Origin of the sequence: Serratia sp. BNK-17 (genome assembly GCF_048684935.1) — a bacterium.
GTDB classification, from domain to species: Bacteria; Pseudomonadota; Gammaproteobacteria; order Enterobacterales; family Enterobacteriaceae; genus Serratia; species Serratia nematodiphila.
On sequence record NZ_JBLQTR010000001.1, the window covers coordinates 3125128 to 3142649 of the forward strand.

At 62.7% G+C, this 17522-nt stretch carries 17 protein-coding genes; 10 read left to right on the forward strand and 7 right to left on the reverse strand.

What is annotated here, in order from left to right:
- Positions 1–29: 29 nt before the first annotated feature.
- A complete protein-coding gene (locus tag ACMGF7_RS14855) occupies positions 30–1142 on the forward strand; it encodes an SLC13 family permease (RefSeq protein ID WP_021505582.1) in 1113 nt (370 codons plus the stop codon).
- Here ACMGF7_RS14855 and pepT read toward each other — a convergent pair.
- The gene (pepT, locus tag ACMGF7_RS14860) at positions 1139–2386 is read right to left on the reverse strand and encodes a peptidase T (RefSeq protein WP_049239812.1); all 1248 of its coding nucleotides are present in this window, start codon (positions 2384–2386) and stop codon (positions 1139–1141) included. The genes ACMGF7_RS14855 and pepT overlap by 4 nt on opposite strands.
- 217 nt (positions 2387–2603) lie before the next feature.
- Here pepT and ACMGF7_RS14865 point away from each other — a divergent pair, with 217 nt between their 5' ends.
- Positions 2604–3500: an endonuclease/exonuclease/phosphatase family protein gene (locus tag ACMGF7_RS14865; protein WP_015378611.1), complete on the forward strand. Its 897-nt coding sequence runs from the start codon at positions 2604–2606 to the stop codon at positions 3498–3500.
- 27 nt (positions 3501–3527) lie between these two features.
- On the opposite strand, the gene ACMGF7_RS14870 is transcribed toward ACMGF7_RS14865, so the two are convergent.
- Positions 3528–4961 (reverse strand): PLP-dependent aminotransferase family protein, encoded by a 1434-nt coding sequence (locus ACMGF7_RS14870; protein WP_420286497.1) that lies wholly within the window; start codon positions 4959–4961, stop codon positions 3528–3530.
- A 93-nt stretch (positions 4962–5054) separates the two neighbouring features.
- Here ACMGF7_RS14870 and ACMGF7_RS14875 point away from each other — a divergent pair, with 93 nt between their 5' ends.
- A complete protein-coding gene (locus ACMGF7_RS14875; RefSeq protein WP_049239810.1) occupies positions 5055–5510 on the forward strand; it encodes a rhodanese-like domain-containing protein in 456 nt (151 codons plus the stop codon).
- Between the two features lie 4 nt (positions 5511–5514).
- Here the strand turns inward: ACMGF7_RS14875 and flk are convergent, their stop codons facing one another.
- Positions 5515–6543 (reverse strand): flagella biosynthesis regulator Flk, encoded by a 1029-nt coding sequence (flk, locus tag ACMGF7_RS14880; RefSeq protein ID WP_044030780.1) that lies wholly within the window; start codon positions 6541–6543, stop codon positions 5515–5517.
- 205 nt (positions 6544–6748) lie between these two features.
- Between flk and ACMGF7_RS14885 the strand changes: the two genes are divergently transcribed.
- The 4 genes from ACMGF7_RS14885 to ACMGF7_RS14900 are packed head-to-tail and all read left to right on the forward strand — an operon-like array spanning position 6749 to position 10403.
- Positions 6749–7111 carry a hypothetical protein gene (locus tag ACMGF7_RS14885; protein WP_015378607.1) on the forward strand — a complete coding sequence of 121 codons (363 nt, stop codon included), beginning with the start codon at positions 6749–6751 and terminating at the stop codon, positions 7109–7111.
- A gap of 49 nt (positions 7112–7160) precedes the next feature.
- Positions 7161–9197 carry a protein-disulfide reductase DsbD family protein gene (locus ACMGF7_RS14890; RefSeq protein ID WP_420286498.1) on the forward strand — a complete coding sequence of 679 codons (2037 nt, stop codon included), beginning with the start codon at positions 7161–7163 and terminating at the stop codon, positions 9195–9197.
- A complete protein-coding gene (locus ACMGF7_RS14895) occupies positions 9194–9910 on the forward strand; it encodes a DsbA family protein (RefSeq protein WP_049241872.1) in 717 nt (238 codons plus the stop codon). Before ACMGF7_RS14890 ends, ACMGF7_RS14895 begins: the two co-directional genes overlap by 4 nt.
- The gene (locus tag ACMGF7_RS14900; protein WP_044030783.1) at positions 9903–10403 is read left to right on the forward strand and encodes a protein disulfide oxidoreductase; all 501 of its coding nucleotides are present in this window, start codon (positions 9903–9905) and stop codon (positions 10401–10403) included. Before ACMGF7_RS14895 ends, ACMGF7_RS14900 begins: the two co-directional genes overlap by 8 nt.
- On the opposite strand, the gene ACMGF7_RS14905 is transcribed toward ACMGF7_RS14900, so the two are convergent.
- On the reverse strand, positions 10400–11866 hold the full coding sequence (locus ACMGF7_RS14905) for a PLP-dependent aminotransferase family protein (protein WP_049241870.1): 1467 nt from the start codon (positions 11864–11866) through the stop codon (positions 10400–10402). The two genes, ACMGF7_RS14900 and ACMGF7_RS14905, sit on opposite strands and share 4 nt — an antisense overlap.
- 172 nt (positions 11867–12038) lie before the next feature.
- On the opposite strand from ACMGF7_RS14905, the gene ACMGF7_RS14910 reads away from it, so the two are divergent.
- Together ACMGF7_RS14910 and ACMGF7_RS14915 are read left to right on the forward strand one after the other, a co-directional pair.
- Positions 12039–13034: a DMT family transporter gene (locus tag ACMGF7_RS14910; protein WP_044030785.1), complete on the forward strand. Its 996-nt coding sequence runs from the start codon at positions 12039–12041 to the stop codon at positions 13032–13034.
- Positions 13035–13190: 156 nt separating this feature from the next.
- Positions 13191–13820, forward strand: coding sequence for a CatB-related O-acetyltransferase (locus ACMGF7_RS14915; RefSeq protein WP_015378601.1), 630 nt, complete (start codon positions 13191–13193; stop codon positions 13818–13820).
- A gap of 34 nt (positions 13821–13854) precedes the next feature.
- Here ACMGF7_RS14915 and ACMGF7_RS14920 read toward each other — a convergent pair whose 3' ends face one another.
- From ACMGF7_RS14920 to ACMGF7_RS14930, 3 genes are read right to left on the reverse strand one after another with little or no spacing between them, the layout of a single operon-like run.
- Entirely contained in the window at positions 13855–15372 is a 1518-nt protein-coding gene (locus tag ACMGF7_RS14920) for a tripartite tricarboxylate transporter permease (RefSeq protein WP_016926872.1), read from the reverse strand.
- Positions 15373–15383: 11 nt separating this feature from the next.
- Positions 15384–15815 (reverse strand): tripartite tricarboxylate transporter TctB family protein, encoded by a 432-nt coding sequence (locus ACMGF7_RS14925; protein ID WP_048324522.1) that lies wholly within the window; start codon positions 15813–15815, stop codon positions 15384–15386.
- 15 nt (positions 15816–15830) lie between these two features.
- Complete coding sequence (locus tag ACMGF7_RS14930) at positions 15831–16811, reverse strand: Bug family tripartite tricarboxylate transporter substrate binding protein (protein WP_015378599.1); 981 nt, start codon at positions 16809–16811, stop codon at positions 15831–15833.
- A 265-nt stretch (positions 16812–17076) separates the two neighbouring features.
- On the opposite strand from ACMGF7_RS14930, the gene ACMGF7_RS14935 reads away from it, so the two are divergent.
- The gene (locus ACMGF7_RS14935) at positions 17077–17406 is read left to right on the forward strand and encodes a hypothetical protein (RefSeq protein WP_049241863.1); all 330 of its coding nucleotides are present in this window, start codon (positions 17077–17079) and stop codon (positions 17404–17406) included.
- Positions 17407–17522: the final 116 nt, after the last annotated feature.

Below are 17522 nucleotides of genomic sequence, written 5' to 3' on the forward strand. Positions count from 1 at the left end.
TTCTTTTCGGTGAGGTTCACACTGCCGCTATGAGTTCAACCGCCATTTCCCGGCTCATCCATCCCTTTGCCAAAGACCGTTTCTTGCATGCATTGCTGCTGGCTGGCGTGGCGATGTTCGCCTTTCATCCGCAGCCGCTGGCAGCGCTGGGTGGTTTTATCGACGGCCGTACCCTCATCACCCTGCTGGGGCTGATGCTGCTGACCAAAGGCGTTGAGGTCAGCGGCTACTTCGATTTTGTCGGCCGCAAGATTATCAACCGCTTGCACAGCGAACGGCGGCTGGCGCTGTTCCTGGTGTTCTCCGCCGCGCTGCTGTCGTCGTTTCTGACTAACGACGTAGCGCTGTTTATCGTCATACCGCTCACCATCACGCTGAAAAAGCTGTCGGCGCTGCCGGTCGGCCGCCTGATCATCTTCCAGGCGCTGGCGGTGAACGCCGGTTCGCTGCTGACGCCGATCGGCAACCCGCAAAATATCCTGCTGTGGAGCCGTTCCGGCCTCTCTTTCCTCGGTTTCATCGGCCAGATGGCGCCGTTTGGCGCCGCAATGATGTTGAGCCTGCTGGCGCTGACCTGGTTCAGCTTCCCGGCGCGCGACATCGTGAAAACGCCGAATACCGAGGGCTATCCCTACCAGCGGCCGCTGTTGCTGAGCTGTGTAGGGCTGTATGCGGTTTTCCTGCTGTGTCTCGATTTCGATCTGCCGTTGTATGGGCTGCTGGCGGTGTTCGCCGGTTTCTTGCTGCTGGCGCGCCGAGTGCTGTTGCAGATCGACTGGAGCCTGATTTTCGTGTTCGCCGCCATGTTCATCGATGTCGGCCTGTTTACCCGTTTGCCGCCGCTTCAGCCGGCGTTCGCCGCCATCGCCGGGCTGAGCGAGGGGAGCGTGTATGCGTTGGGCGTCGGGCTGTCGCAGATCGTCAGCAACGTGCCGGCCACCATACTGTTGCTCAACTATATGCCCTCCAGCGCTCAGTTGGCCTATGCGGTCAACGCCGGCGGCTTCGGGTTGGCGATCGGATCGCTCGCCAACCTGATTGCGTTGCGCATGGCGGGGGAGCGCAAGATCTGGTTGCGCTTCCACTATTATTCGCTGCCGCTGTTGGCATGGGCCGCGTTGCTCGGCTGGGTGATGAGCTAAGCCGGTTGGCCGCTTTGCCGCGCGGCCAGCAGGCAAATGCTGCGGGTCACCTGATAGGATTTCACGAAGGCGCTGACGGGTAAAAACTCGAAGCGCGAGTGGAAGTTATGCGCGCCGGTGAAGTAATTGGGCGTCAGGATGCCGCGGCTGGAGAGCGCCGCGCCGTCGGTGCCGCCGCGCATCGGGATCACCTTCGGCGGGATGCCGTGGGCGGCGAGGGCGCCGAAGATCAGATCGATAGCGCGCCGGTCCTCGCCGATGGCGTTGCTGATGTTGCTGTAGATGTCGCTGACGCTGCAGCTGACGTTGGCGCGCGGATAGTTGGCCGCCACCTGGCGCACCGTCTCCTCAAGGCGGGCCTTGCGCGCCTCGAACGCCGCGCGATCGAAGTCGCGAATCGACACCTTCAGCGTCGCCTGATTGGCGTTGGCGGCCAGATCGGTGAACCAGAAATAACCCTCGCGCCCCTCGGTGTGCTCTGGGGTATCCTGCACGTCGAATCGATTGATGATGTCGTTGGCGATGCGTATCGGGTTGATTAATACGTTTTTCGCCGACATCGGGTGGGCGGTCACCCCCTCGATGCGGATCTCCGCCGCCGCCGCGTTGAAATTCTCGTACACCACTTCACCCAGTTCGCAGCAGTCGATGGTGTAGGCGAAATCGACGGAGAAACGCTGCAGATCCAGCGCTTTGGCGCCGCGCAGGCCGATCTCTTCGTCCGGCACGAACGCCACCACGATATCGCCGTGGCGATCGGCCGCGGTCAGGTTGGCCAGCAGCGTCATCACCACGGTGACCGCCGCCTTATTGTCGGCGCCCAGCACGCTGGTGCCGTCGCTGAACAGGATCTCTTCGTTCCGGTAGGGCAGGATCTCCGGATGCTCGGCGGTACGCAGCCAGATGCCTTGCTCGGCATTCAGGCATAAATCCTCGCCGGTGAAGCGCAGGCGCTGCGGGCGAATCTCGGGCGACAGGCCGACGTCCACGGTGTCGATATGCGTGATGAAGCCGATGCGCGGCGCGCCGGGTTGGGTGCCGGGCTTGCGGGCGGTCACGGTGGCGTGCTTGTCGATCTGCACGTCGGCCAGGCCGAGCCGGCGCAGCTCGTCGGCCAACAGTTGCGCCATCTCATGCTGCCCCGGCGTGCTGGGCAGGGTGGCTGCGGCGGCGTTGCTCTGGCTGGTCACCGCCAGATAGCGGAAGAAACGTTCGGTAAGCTGTTCGGCAATCGGGCTGGTCATCGGAACTCCTCGCGGTTGGCAATCTACCGGTTTTAAAACGAAATCAGCCGTTTGTCCAACGGTGCAATGCGTAAACCGCCAGAATGCGAAGCATCGCGCAGAAACGAAAAATAGCGGTGCAACTAGGAAATAGTCGCAGGTTTCTGCGGCAAAATCGGTGTTAGCTGTGGGCCAGGAAGCGCCCACATAACACTTATCTGTCCCTCAAGGAGAATTCATGCACACCGGTCACGCTCTGCTTATCACCTTACTGTCCCTGGGCATCTCTCACAGCGCCTGGTCGTCTGCCGATACCGGGCACGCCAACAGCAACGCCAACAGCCGCGAAGTGGCCAGCGCGTTGGGCGGCCTGAAGAACAAAACCTACGAACTGGAGCAGGCGCCAAAGATCCGCGTCGCCAGCTTCAATATCGCCGCCGGCAAGGTCAGCGACATGACCGCCATCGCCAAGGCGATTCGCGCGATGAATGTCGACGTGGTGGCGCTGCAGGAGGTGGATAAACTCACCGCCCGCAGCGGGCGGGTCGATCAGGCGGCGGAACTGGCGAAACTGACCGGCATGCAGGCGGTGTTCGGCCGGGCGATCGATTTCGACGGCGGCGAATATGGTTTGGCGTTTCTGTCGAAGTATCCGCTGCACGATGCCGTGATCTATCCGCTGCCGTCCGGCCAGCGCGAACAGCGCATCGCCTTCAGCGCCAAGGTCGATGTGCCGGAGTTCCCGACGCCGATCACCCTGTTCAACACCCACCTCGATACCAAGGAAGATCCGACGATGCGTCTGGATCAGGTACGGGAGCTGAACGATCGCACCATCGAAGTGCGCGGCATCAAGCTGCTGTTCGGCGATATGAACGATGTGCCGGGCAGCGTCACCTGGCTGGAGCTGAGCCGCTATTGGAACGATATCATGCCCAACGGGCAGGACGGCCGCAGCTGGCCGGCGGAAAACGCCGAGATCAAGGTGGATTACATCTTCACCGGCAACGCGCAGCGCTGGCATCTTGACAGCCTGACGGTGCCGAACGCCAGCGGCGACTGGAACGGCGTGCATTGGCCGGCGGTGAGCGACCACCTGCCGCTGGTGGCGGAGATGCGTCTGACCGAACAATAAGCCGATCGGCGTCCCATTGGGGCCAGGCTAAGCCACGGTGATCCGCGCCAGCCGCTCGACGGCGCAGCGGATCTCGCCCGGCGTCAGGGCCGAAAAGCCCAGCAGCCACCCGTCGCGCTGCGCCTGAACCGTTTGGTATTGCGCTGTTAACCCGGGCGTAAGGATGCCGAGCCGCCGCGCCTGCCGGCTGAGCGCCGCCTCCTGGCCGGGCGGCAGCCAGACGCTGAGCTGCAGGCCGCCGGCGGCGGGAGCGGGGGTGGCGAAGTGGTCGAGTTTTTCGCGTACTGCCGCCAGCAACACATCGCGCCGGCTATGGTAGAGTTGGCGCATGTAGCGGATATGCGCGGCGAAGTGCCCCTGGCGGATGAATTCGGCGGTGACCGCCTGCATCAGCTGCGCGCTGTGGCCGTCATACACCGTGCGTGCAGTGACGAACGCTTCAACCAGCGTGGGCGGTACGATCAGGTACGCCAACCGCAGCGAAGGGAACAGCGATTTGGAGAAGGTGCCGAGGTACAGCACCCGGCCACGGCGATCCAGACCCTGCATCGCCGGTATCGGCAGGCCGTCGTAATGAAACTCGCTGTCGTAATCGTCCTCAATGATCCAGGCCTGCTGCTTTTCCGCCAGCGTCAGCAGTGCCAAGCGGCGCGCCAGGCTGAGCGCTGCGCCGGTTGGGTATTGGTGCGAGGGCGTCAAATAAATCAAACGCGGCTCGGGCAAGGAGGGCTCAGCGCGCAGGCCGTCGCCGTCTACCGCCACCGGCGTCAGGGCGGCACCGGCGCTGATAAAGGCGTTTCTCGCCCCGGCGTAACCCGGTTCTTCCATCCAGACGCTGTCGCCGCTGTCCAGCAGCAACGTGGCGATCAGCTGCAGCGCCTGCTGTGAACTGGTCAGCACGATAACCTGGTTTGCATCGCAGATTACGCCGCGCGTTTGGTTGACGTGGGCAGCAATCGCTTCACGCAGCGGCAAATAGCCCTGCGGGTCGCCGTAGCGCAGCAGGCTTTCTCCCTGTAGCCGCAGGCGCTGTGCGGTCAGTTGCTTCCACAAGGCTAGCGGAAACGCGCGCAGATCCGGCGAGCCGGCGGCAAACGCCTGTGGCTGCTGCGGATCGCGGCAGCCGCCGGTTTGCACGATCTGTTGGCCGCGTTGCGAAAGGCGCGGCATGGCGGTGCGGGGCGGCGGCGGCGGCGATTTGGCGATGCGGATAGCCACAAATGTGCCCTGGCCGACGCGGCGCTGCAAATACCCCTCCGCCTCCAACTGGCCGTACGCTGCTTCGACGGTCACCCTTGAGAGTTTCAGATCCCCAGCCAGCACTCGGCTGGAGGGCAGGCGTTGCCCAATGTTCAATGTGCCGTGGTGGATGGCCTGCCGCAATGCTGCACAAAGACGTTCGCGCAGCGTGCCGACGGCCTGGGGCGATTGCTGAAACAGCGTGATCAGCGTGTGCCGCATAATGGGTCTTATCATCTGTGGATAATGGGTATCAATCATAAGACCAAAATGGGGCACTATTGTCATCTGTCTTGATGCACGGGAGTAAGTGATATGTCGAAAGAATCATTGGTGCTGGCTTTTCCGCCGGCGGCGCCGGAAGAAAGCCTGGCCTATCTGGCGGCTAAACTGAGCCGCTATGCGGATGCCTGGGATGTGGCGGAAGATCTGCGCAATGGCGTGGACGGGATGGTGGTGATCGACACCCGCGCGGAGGCGCTGTACGCCGCCGGGCATATCCCCGGTGCGCTCAGTTTGCCGCATCGCCTGATGGATGAAGCCGGCACGGCGCAGCTGGATCGCCGGAAAGTGTATGTGACCTACTGCGACGGCATTGGCTGCAACGGATCCACCAAAGGTGCTTACAAGCTGGCGAAACTGGGATTCAGGGTGAAGGAGCTGATCGGCGGGCTTGACTTCTGGCTGCGCGATGGCCATCCATTGGCCATCGGAGAACAGCCGGGATCGTTGCGCGATCGGGCGGCTGCTGAGGACTGCGGCTGCGCCTGAGGCGTTAAAACACCAGCGCCAGCACGATCGCCAACGCCAACAGCAGCAGGATCAGCGCTACGGCCGGCTTGCTCAGCGCTTTTTGCAGCGGCAGAGGCAAGGCGGCGATCAGCGGGTTGAGCAGCGGCTGCGGTTCGACAGGGTGGCTGGCGATCGGCTGCGCCTGGCCGGCTTTATCCAGACGGCGGGCAAACAGCTGATGAATGGCGTCGCTCATTTGCGGATGCGTCAGCGGCGCATTGGCGCCGCAGTTGAAGCGCGCCTGGCAATAGTCGTTCATCTGCTGCAGTTCTCGCTCGTCCGCCGGCTGCTTGAGCGCCGCCAGCAGGTTGTTCAGCGTCGGCGCGTTCTGCGGGCTGAGCGCCACCTTCACCTGTAAAAACTGGTTCAGCAGCTGGAAGTGGCGCGCCGGCAGCGGATCGTTGGTTTTCACGCCCGCCAGATCGAACAGCGTTTGCCAGATTTTAGCCGGCGCTTCGCCGGTGGCGGCGCTGAGTTTGGTGATCTGCTGCTGCAGGCTTTGATGCTCTGCGGGCAGCAGCGGGCGATCGCTGGTGGCGGTTTGCTGCGGCTGGGGAATGGTCAGGCCGCCGGTTTGCAACAGATTAAGTACCTGTTGCAATTGCGGTGGGCTCAGTTGGCTCAACACCGTATGGCCGAACTGCTGGCGAATAAAGTCGCTGACCGCCTGGCGGTTATTGCCCTGCGGCAGCAATTCGGCCAGCTGTTGCAGCAGTTGGCGCCCGGCATGGTTTTGCTGCGCCTGCGTCAGGCGCGTTTGCAGCAGCTGTTCCGCCGGTTGAAAATGGCGCGCCAGCAGTTCGCCGCCTTTGTCGGCGCCGAGATCGTGACGCAGAGACGCCCAGATCTCCGCCGATTTGACCGGGCTGAGCGTCATGATTTTCACGATCAGTTTTTCCAGCGTCGTGCGCTGCGCCGGAGAGAGGGGTTGATCGTCAGTGGCCGCCGTTTTGCCCGGGGAGGGGGGGCGTTCGCCGGCGATTGGGGTGCCCGGCCCACTCAAAGGTTGCATATCACCAGTCCTTCGCTGTGTATCCCCGCAGAATGCCTGGAGGAGAGAATCGTCATCGTACCCGGCGAAAAGCGCAGGCTTACCCACTATGATACCTGTAAATCGCCGCCATCAATACCGCCGCTCAGACATTTCTTTACCGACAAAACGTTGCTAATCGCGTCTGCACCGCTAAGATAACCCCAGATCTGAACATGAGGATGGCATGGTTAAACGGCAGCGGATTGCAAAATGGTTTTTATGCCTGGCTTGCCTGGTGGTGCTGACGTGCATGACCCAGCGCATGGCGGGCCTGCATGCGCTGCAGCAAACGCTGGGGATCCCGGCCGCCACCGCCGTTCAATCCGGCGATGAGGCCGCCGAAGCGCAGCCGACGCCCTGTGAGCTGAGCGCCAAGTCATTGCTGGCCGCGCCGCCGGTGATGTTCGAAACCGTGCTGTTCGGGCTGGGTCTGCTGCTGGCGCTGTTGGCGCCGACCATTGCCGCGCGTCTGCGCATTCCTCCTCCTCGCGCCATTTCACCACCCACCCTCAGGGTGCACCTTCGATTATGCGTCTTCCGTGAATGAGTTAATCGCCCGTTTTTCGTGGTGAATTAATCATTTATGGAGAATTAACATGTTGAAAATCATCAGGCTGGCCTGCGCTTGCCTGTTTATGCTGTGGCTGCCTGCCTTGCAGGCGGCGGACAGCGGCTGGCTGCAAAATCCGGCCAACGATCATGCCAAGGTGCGACTGCGCGCCGACACGTCACGGCCGGGGGAGACCCGCCTGCTGCTGTCGGTCGAGCTGCAAAAAGGCTGGAAAACCTATTGGCGCTCTCCGGGCGAAGGCGGCATCGCGCCGGCTATCGTCTGGCAAGGCAACCCACCGCCGGCGACCTGGCACTGGCCGACGCCGCAGCGTTTCGAGGTGGCCGGCATTTCCACCCAGGGTTATCACGATCGGGTCACGTTGCCGATCGTGATGTCAGGCCAGGTATCCGGCCCGCTGGCGGGTACGCTGACGCTGTCCACCTGCAGCAACGTCTGCATTCTGACTGACTACCCGTTCAGTCTGGATCTGGCGACGCCGAACGATCCGCAGTTTAATCACGATTTCGCGCAGGCGATGGGGCAGGTGCCGATCGCCGCCGGGTTGGCGGAAAGCGTCAAGGCCGGGTATCGCAGCGGCGAGCTGCAGATTGCCGCCGAACGCGCCGCCGGCTGGCAACAGCCTGCGCTGTTCTTCGATACGCTGGCGGATGCCGATCTCGGCAAGCCGCAGGTTGAAACCGACGGCGATCGGTTGTTGGCGCGAGTGCCGGTCAGCGATGGCTGGGGCGATGCGGCGCCGGACCTGCGCGGCAAAACGCTGACGCTGGTGATCGACGACGGCGGCATGGCGCAGCAGATTACGCTGCCGATTGGCGATCCGTTGGCCGCACCCGCCGGTGCGGCGTTCCCGTTGTGGCAGGCGGTATTGATGGCGCTGGCGGGCGGGTTGATCCTCAACCTGATGCCGTGCGTGCTGCCGGTGCTGGGCATCAAGCTCGGTTCGATCCTGCAGGTGGAGCGGCGCGATCGGCACAGCGTGCGTTTGCAGTTCCTGGCGTCATCGCTGGGCATCGTCGCCTCGTTTATGGCGCTGGCCCTGCTGATGACGCTGCTGCGGCTCGGGAACCACGCGCTCGGCTGGGGCATTCAGTTCCAGAATCCGTGGTTTATCGGCTTTATGGTGCTGGTGACGCTGCTGTTCAGCGCCAACCTGTTCGGCCTGTTCCATTTGCGTCTCTCGTCCGATCTGAATACCTCGCTGGCGACCCATAACGGGCGCGGTCTGAGCGGCCATTTCTGGCAGGGCGCGTTCGCCACGCTGCTGGCGACGCCGTGCTCGGCGCCGTTTCTCGGCACGGCGGTGGCCTTCGCGCTGGCGGCGTCGCTGCCGGTGCTGTGGGGCATGTTCATCGCGCTCGGCATCGGCATGAGCCTGCCGTGGCTGCTGATCGCCGCCTGGCCGTCGCTGGCGCTGCGTTTGCCGCGCCCCGGCCGTTGGATGAATACCGTCAAGCTGGCGATGGGGCTGCTGATGCTGGCGTCGTCGCTGTGGCTGCTGAGCCTGCTGAGCAACCATATCGGCGTGCAGGCCACGCTGTGGCTGGGGGCGTTGGCGCTGCTGGCGTTGCTGCTGGCGGTGTGGCGCCAACAGGGGGCACGCTTGGCGGCCAAGCTGGCGGCGGGCACTGTGGTGCTGGCGGGTGTGGTCCTGCTGGCCGGATCGCTGAGCGCCGGCCTGTGGCGCCAACCGTTGCAGGATCGGGTGCAGTGGCAACCGCTGAACGAGCAAGCGATCGCCGAGGCGCTGGCGCAGCATAAGCGGGTGTTCGTCGACGTGACAGCCGACTGGTGCGTGACCTGTAAAGCCAACAAATTCAATGTGCTGCTGCGTGATGACGTACAGCGCGCGCTGAGCGCCGACGATGTGGTCGCGCTGCGCGGCGACTGGAGCCGTCCATCGGCCGACATCGGCGCCTTCCTGCAAAAGCGCGGCAGCGTCGCCGTGCCTTTCAACCAAGTCTATGGCCCCGGCAGCCCGGACGGCGTGGTGCTATCCCCGCTGTTGACCCGTGACGCCGTGCTGCAAACGCTTTCCCATGCCAAAGGAACCGAACAATGAAAAAACTACTGATTTTACTGATGATCATCGCCGCCCCAGCGTGGGCCGCCGAGCCTTTTACCCCGGCGCAAGAGGCGCGTATCAAAGAGATGATCCGCGAAACGCTGGTGTCCAATCCGGACATTCTGGCGCAGGCGGTGGACGCCTGGCAGCAGCAAACCGCCGGCGAGCAAATCAGCCAGGCTATCAAGCAGAACGCCAAAACGCTGTACCAGGATCCGGCCAGCCCGCGCCTGGGCGCCGCCAACGCCAAACTGACGCTGGTGACCTTTACCGACTATAACTGCCCGTACTGCAAGCGTTTTGATCCGATGCTGGAGAAGATCGTCAAGCAATACCCGGACGTGGCGCTGGTGGTGAAGCTGCTGCCGTTCAAGGGCGAAAGCTCGGTCAGTTCGGCGCGCGTGGCGCTCACCACCTGGCAACAGCACCCGGATCAATTCTGGGTCCTGCACCAGCGGCTGATGGCGAAAAAGGGCTTCCACGACAATGCCAGCATCGCCGCCGCGCAAGAGAAAACCGGCGTCAAGGCGGTGGCGCCGAGCGAACAGAGCATGACCACGCTGCGCACCAATATGGCGTTGGCGGAGCAACTGGGCGTACAAGGGACGCCGGCGACGCTGATCGGCGATCGAATGCTGCCGGGGGCGGTGTCGTATGAAGAGCTGGAAGCGATGGTGAAACAGCAGCTGGCGAAGGCTAGCAATGGCTAAGTTCAAGCGCTGGGGGCGCGAGTTGTTGCTGCTGGCGCTGATCGCATTGGCGGTGGTCACGGTGATGGATTGGCTGAACGCGCCGCAGGCGCCGCCGGCCTTCGATGCCCAGACGCTGACCTCGCTGGACGGCGAGCGCGTGTCGTTGGCGCAGCTCAGCGATGAGCGGCCGCTGCTGGTTTACTTTTGGGCCAGCTGGTGCGGCGTTTGCCGTTTCACCACGCCGGACGTCGCCCGCTTGCAGGCGGCGGGCGGCAACGTGCTGACCGTCGCGCTGCGCTCGGGCGATGATGCCCAGGTGAAGCAGTGGCTGGCGCGCAAACGGCTGGCGCTGCCGGTGGTCAACGATCCGGCCGGCGCGCTGTCGGCGCAGTGGCGGATTGGCGTCACGCCGACCTTCGTGGTGATCTCGCAGGGCAAGGTGGTGCAAAGCACCACCGGCTGGACCAGCTACTGGGGGATGAAGCTGCGGCTGTGGTGGGCAGCCGTCTAACCGGCGTTTTTCTCCGTTATTACCTGCTCAATCGCCCGGCACAGCCGGGCGATACCTTCTTCAATCTGCGGCGGCGAGTTGGCGGCAAAATTCAGCCGCAGGCCGTGTGCGCCCAGCTGTTCCTGCGCATAGAAGCATTCGCCGCGCGCGAAGGTCACCCCGTGTCGCCAGGCCACCGGCATCAGCTCGGCGGTGGTCACCGCCTCCGGCAGCGTCAGCCAGATAAACAAGCCGCCTTGCGGCGTTTCGAAACGGCACCCCGGCGGCAGCCGATGTTGCAACGCGTCGATCATTACTTCCAGATGCAGGCGGTAGACGCGTCCGGCGCGCCGCAGCTGCTTGTCGTAACGGCCGACGGTGACGAACGCGTCCAGCGCCCGCTGGATCAGACTGGAGCTGGTGAAGCTGTCGACGTGTTTCAGCCTGGCGAAACGCTGATAGTGTTCGCTGTCCGCCACCAGATAGCCGATGCGCATGCTGGGCAGCAGCATTTTGGAGAAGGTGCTGACGTAGATCACCGCGCCCGGCTGCGCCAGCGCGCGCAGCGACGGCAGCTGTTTGCCCTGATAACGCAGATCGCCGACGAAGTCGTCCTCCAGGATCACCACGCCGGCCTGTTGGGCGATCGCCAGCAGGCGCCGCCGGCGGGCCTCGCTCAGGCAGCGGCCGGTCGGGTTGTGGAAGTTGGGGATGGTGTAGATCAGTTTAGGGCGGTGGCGTTCCAGCAGCTCGGGCAGTCGATCGACCAGCATGCCGTGGCGATCGCCGGGCACGGAGACGATATTGATGCGGTGCTGGCGCAGCAGGCCCAGCGCTTCGGCGTAGGTCGGCTCTTCGACGATCACCGTATCACCCGGCGCCAGCAGGCTTTGCACCACCAGACTGATGGCATGCTGCGAACCGTTGGTGATCAGCACCTGTTCGGCCTGCGTGGGGATGCCCTGGGCGCTGAGAATGCGGCTCAGCGTATCGCGCAGCGGGTAGTAGCCGCAGTATTCGCCGTAACTGAAGGCTTCTTCCGCGTGGCGGCTGAGCACCGACAGCAGCACTTTGCGAAACGCCTCCAGCGGAAATATCTTGGGGCTGCCGACGCCGGCGGCGAAGTTGATCAGCCCCTCCGGCAGCGGGGCGTCGGCGTAGCCGTCCAGCCGCGAGGTGAGGGTGGTGAAGCTCTCCAGCGGGAAAGGGGCGTTGCTGGTTGGCCGGGCCGGGCGCGTTTGCGCCTGCGGGTGCGCGACATAGGCGCCGCTGCCGCGCCGCTGGTGCAAAAAGCCCTTGGCCGCCAGTTCGGCATAGGCGTTATCCACCGTCAAACGGCTGACCGCCAATTCGGCAGCCAGCGTGCGTGTCGAGGGCAGCTTGTCGCCATCCACGAACACGCCGGTGAGGATGGCGCGCCGCAGCGCTTCTTCGATCTGCAAATACAGCGGAACGTCCTGTTCGCGATCTAACGGGATGTGCATGCGAAATTGGCCCGGTTAGGGAGATGGTTTTTTACTATACCCCATGTCAACAGGGCTTCAAGCGCAGAAAAGTGGCCTGCATGACAACGCCGAAAAGTGGCTATAGTGGGAAAAAATGGCCGCGTTACACTGTGCGCCTGAGCATTTATGTCGCCATTTTCCCGAGGATCTCATGTCATTACCGTCAGGCGTTTCCGCCCGGCCGGCGTTGCCCGGCGCGCGCCTCTTGCAGGGCAGCAGCCAGGGTTACGTCATCGCCATTATCAGCGCCATGCTGCTGGCCTTTACCGCCATCATCATCCGCGCGCTGACCGAGTACTATCAGCTGCCGACCTTCGTGCTGGCGTTCTGGCGCGCGGCGCTGGTGGCGCTGGTGCTGTTGCCGCTGCTGTTGCTGGTGAAACCGCAGTGGGCGCGTCTGCGCCGTGAGCAGGTGGTGTTCTACGCGCTTTACGGGCTGCTGCTGGCGCTGTTCAACAGCCTGTGGACGCTGTCGGTAGCGCTGAACGGCGCGTCGGTGGCGACCATACTGACCTACTGTTCGGTGGGCTTTACCGTGTTCCTCGGCTGGGTGATGTACAGCGAGCGCCTGACGCTGCGCCAACTGCTGGTGATCGCCATCAGCCTGGGCGGTTGCTTCCTGGTCAGCAACGGCGACAGCATGGGGAACAGCCACTTCGATCTGCTGGGGCTGCTGGTAGGGATGCTGTCGGGCATCGGCTATACCCTGTATACCCTCGGCGGGCGGGTGGCCAGCGAACGCGGCTATCCGGTGTGGAACACCATCCTGTACGTGTTCGGTTTTTCGGCGCTGTATCAGCTGGCGTTCAACGCGGCGCTGACGGCGTTCCCGTTGGCGGCGTTCCACGGCATGGCCGGCGATTTGTGGTTCCTGTCGCACGGCGCACAGGGCATCCAGTGGAGCGGCTGGCTGTTGCTGCTGGCATTGGCCGCCGGGCCGACGCTGTTGGGCTTCGGGTTGTATAACATCAGCCTGAAAACGCTGCCGCTGGCGGTGGCCAACCTGATCCTGTCGCTGGAACTGGTGTTCACCGCGGTGATCGCCTACTTCCTGCTGGGGGAAAGCATGAATCAGCTGCAGCTGCTGGGCAGCGCATTGGTGATGGGCGGGGTGCTGCTGTTGAAAAGCAAGACCGCCGAGGCGTGATCGGTTACCCTTGTGCCTCGCAAGAGAGGCACTAATGATGAATAACCCGAGATTGAAACGAGCGCTTATCGCTTGAATGGCCGTGTTGAGTGAACGACAACACGGCCACAGACATTCCGTTCCGTGGCTTTTATTCCGGTAACAAGAGAATACGCCATGTCCGAAAAACACTGGTCCCAAACCGAACTGTTGCATCAGACGGTGACCAACCCGAATATCATCGTCAAAGGCACCCACAGCTACTACAGCGACTGCTGGGATAACGGCTTCGAACGCTCGGTGGTGCGCTATCTGCACGGCGACGCGGTCAGCCGCCAATGGCAGCCGCTGGGCGAAATAGATCGCCTGCTGATCGGCGATTATGTGTGCATCGCGGCCGAAGCGGTGATCCTGATGGGCGGTAATCACACCCATCGCATCGACTGGCTGAGCTTGTACCCGTTTATGGCAACCATCAAGCAGGCATACCGTCCCAAAGGCGATACCCGGCTGGGTGACGGCTGCTGGATCGGCATGCGGGCGATGCTGATGCCGGGGATCTCGATAGGCGAGGGGGCGATCGTCGCCGCCGGTAGCGTGGTGGCCGGCGATGTTGCGCCTTATGCCATCGTCGGTGGTAACCCGGCGAGGTTTATCCGTTGGCGGTTCGCGCCGGAAGTCATCGCACGGTTGCTTGCCTTGCGCCTCTATGACTTGTCCGAGGTGGACTTTGCGGTGATTCAGCCGTTGCTTGCCGATAACGATATCGGGGCGCTGGAAAGGGGAATGGCGGCCTTGCGCCGTTAAACACCACGGGCGGGGGATCCCCGCCCGTTTCGCGTTATTCGGCCTTGGCTTCGGCCGCCGGTTGGCGGCGTTTGCGCATCAGGCGCAGCAGCGGCGGCAACGCTAGCACCGCGACCGCCAATACCAGCAGCGTTTGCGCGATGCTGCTGCTCCACAGAATGCCGAACTCGCCGTTGCTGATCGACAGCGCGCGGCGCAGGTTTTGTTCCAGCATCTCACCCAGCACAAAGCCCAGAATCAGCGGCGACATCGGGAAATGCATTTTGCGCAGGATGTAGCCGAACACCCCCAATCCGACCATCAGCAGCAGGTCGAAGGTGGTGCTGTGCACCGCATAAACCCCCACCGCCGAAACCGCGGCGATCGCCGGTACCAGGAACCACAACGGGATGGTCAGCATGCGGGTGAACAGGCCGACCAGCGGCAGGTTCATGATCAACAAAATGACGTTGGCGATCAGCAGCGCGGCGATCAGCCCCCAGACGATATCCGGCTGTTCGGTGAACATCGCCGGGCCGGGGGTGATGTTGTACAGCGTCAGCGCGCCCATCATCACCGCCGTGGTGCCGGAACCCGGCACCCCCAGCGTCAGCATCGGAATGAACGAACCGCAGGCCGAGGCGTTGTTGGCCGCTTCCGGCGCAGCTACGCCGCGGATATCGCCCTTGCCGAAGGTATCGCTGTTGCCGCTGATTTTCTTCTCGGTCATGTAGGTCAGCGCGCTGGCGATAGTGGCGCCGGCGCCCGGCAGAATGCCGACGAAGAAACCGATCACCGACGAACGCAGGGTCGGGCCCGCGCACTGCGCCGCCTCTTTGCGGTTGAACAGCAACCGGCCGGTTTTACGCACCAGCTTTTGCCCGGCGCTGGTGCTTTCCAGCATCAACAGGATTTCACTGACCGAGAACAGGCCGATCACCACCACGATAAACTGCACGCCGTCGGAGAGGTGCACGCTGTCGAAGGTAAAGCGGTAAACGCCGGTGTTGGCGTCGACGCCCACCGTCGCCAGCCCCAGGCCGATCAGCGCCGCCAGCAGCGATTTCAGCGGGTTCTGGCTCATCATGCTGCCGAGGCAGGCGATGGCGAACACCATCAGGGCGAAATATTCCGCCGGGCCGAAGGCCAGCGACCAGCGTGCCAGCAACGGCGCGAACAGAATGATGCCGCCGATGGCGATCATCGAGCCGACGAACGAGCTGACCGCCGAGATGGACAGCGCCACGCCGGCGCGCCCCTGCTGCGCCATTGGGTAGCCGTCCAGCGCGGTCATGATCGCCGCCGCGTCGCCCGGCACGTTGAGCAGAATCGACGAGATGCGCCCGCCGTATTCGCAGCCGATATACACCGTCGCCAGCAGGATCAGCGCCGATTCGGCCGGCAGTTTGAGGGCGAACGCCAGCGGCAGCAGGATCGCCACGCCGTTGATCGGCCCCAGCCCCGGCAACAGGCCGACGATGGTGCCGACGAAGCAGCCGATCAGGGCGATAATCAGGTTCTGCGGCACCAGCGCCACTTCAAACCCTTGGGTCAAATACATCCAGGTATCCATCATCGCTCCCGTTAGCTCAGCCAGGCGCCGAGCGGCAGTGTGACATCGAGAAGTTGGTCAAAGGCGTAGTACAACGCTGCGCCCATGATGACGCCGGAGATGGCCGCCGCCGGCAGGCTGGCCTGAAACAACAGGCCGATGCTGAACGTCAGCAGCGCGGTCGCCAGCGGGAAGCCGAGCCATTCAAAGCCCCAGGCATACAGCACCAGGGTGATCACCAGCACCAGCAGCCGCTGCAGCACCTTGCTGTGCGGCCACTCCACCGCCTGCGGGCGGCGCAGCAACAGCAGGGCCGCGCACAGCGCCATCAGGCTGAGGATCGCCAGCGGGAACGGGCGCGGCCCCAGCGGTTCATAGCTGTATTCGCTCTGGATGCCCCAGCCGATGAACAGCCCGCCGATACACAGCAGCAGCCAAAAGCCGGCAAAAATACGATCGCTCATGGTTTTCCCCTGCGGTTATTTGGCCAGGCCGAACACTTTCGCCTGCTCACGGTATTGGGCAACCTGGTTCTTCACGTAGGCGTCCAGCTCTTTGCCGGTCAGGTTGAATTCGAACAGGCCGCGCAGATCGCGCTGCTGTTTGAATTCGTCGGTCGCCATCATTTTCTGGAAGGTGTCGATCCACCACTGATACTCTTCATCGCTGACTTTCGGCCCGACGTAGAAGCCGCGAATGATTGGCCACACCAGGCTGTATCCCTGTTCTTTGGCGGTCGGAATGTCGGCCAGCTGGCCCGGCAGACGTTGCTCGGCATACACCGCCAGCACGCGGATCTTGTCGCCTTGCAGGTAAGGCACCATCTCGCTCAGGTCACCGGAAACCGCCTGAATATGGTTGCCCAGCAGCGCGGTGACCGGCTCGCCGCCGCCTTCGAACGCCACGTAGCGCATCTTGCGCGGATCTACGCCGACTTCACGCGCCAGCAGCGCGGTTTTCATCCAGTCCTGGCTGCCGATGGAGGCGCCGGCGCCGAACACCACGCTGTTGGGATCTTTTTGGAAAGCGTCCATCAGGTCTTTCAGGGTCTTGTAAGGCGAGTCGGCGCGCACTGCGATCATGCCGTAGTCGGTTCCGACCGCCGCCAGCCATCTCACGTCGTCCACGTTGTAGCGGCCGAACTTGCCCTGGGCCAGATTGAGCAGCGAGCCGCCGGAGAAGGCCACCACGGTGCCGAACTCCGCCGGGCGTTGCGCGACGATGGCGTTGTAGGCCACCGCGCCGACGCCGCCGGGCATATAGGTGACGCGCATCGGTTTATCGATGGCCTTGGTATCCTGCAGCGACACCTGAATCAGTTTGCAGGTCAGATCGAAGCCGCCGCCGGGTTTGGCCGGCGCAATGCATTCGGTGCGTTTGGGCGCCTCTGCGGCAAAGGACTGAGAGGCCGCCAGCAACAGGGCGGCGGCGGTAAAGGTTCGGGTCATTATTTTTTTCATTGTGACTTGCCCTCGGTATTGTTCTGGTTGTGAAATCCCGCCGGGTGCGGTTGCAGGATTGTTAAAACAACAACCTTTCATTTACCTTTCAGTGGCCGGAAAAGTTTTCAGTCTGTGATTGGCGTCTCCTGAAGAGAGCGCGCTATCATAAGTAAGCGAGTAACAACAGGGTGCAAAGCCTGCTAAAATCCTGCGTAATATCAGGTTTGCCGCGCTTTTTTCGCGGTAAAATTATGATGAATGAAATCAATATGGTGCTAGCGATATGTTTTTGTTAGGGAAATTATTCGGCGGCAGGGATAACGCCAAGGTACGGGCGATTAAGATGTTGCCAGAGGTTTATGTTGATATGGTTGGCGAGGCCGGCCGCTGTCGTTTGAAACACCTGCGGGCGGAAATCGGTTTTTTTGAATTGCATTTTTCTGGCGCCGATGGCGAAAAATACGCCTGCCAGATGACCGCCTGTGTGACGGGGATCGATCTGGTGTTCTCCACTCACAACCGCTCCGTGCTGGTTTCATCGCCGTTTACCGCGGAAAAGTTGCGTCCGGTGCTGGAGCTTGCCGTTGCCCACAGCCCAATCCCGCTCGTTTAGCGCCGCCATACGATCGCGCCCATACGCATAATTGTGTGCCAGCTCCCAAAACTGGCGGCGCGGCGCTCTTTTATCCCCTTATTTTCCATGCCATTCTTTGTTATCAGCCTGTTAAC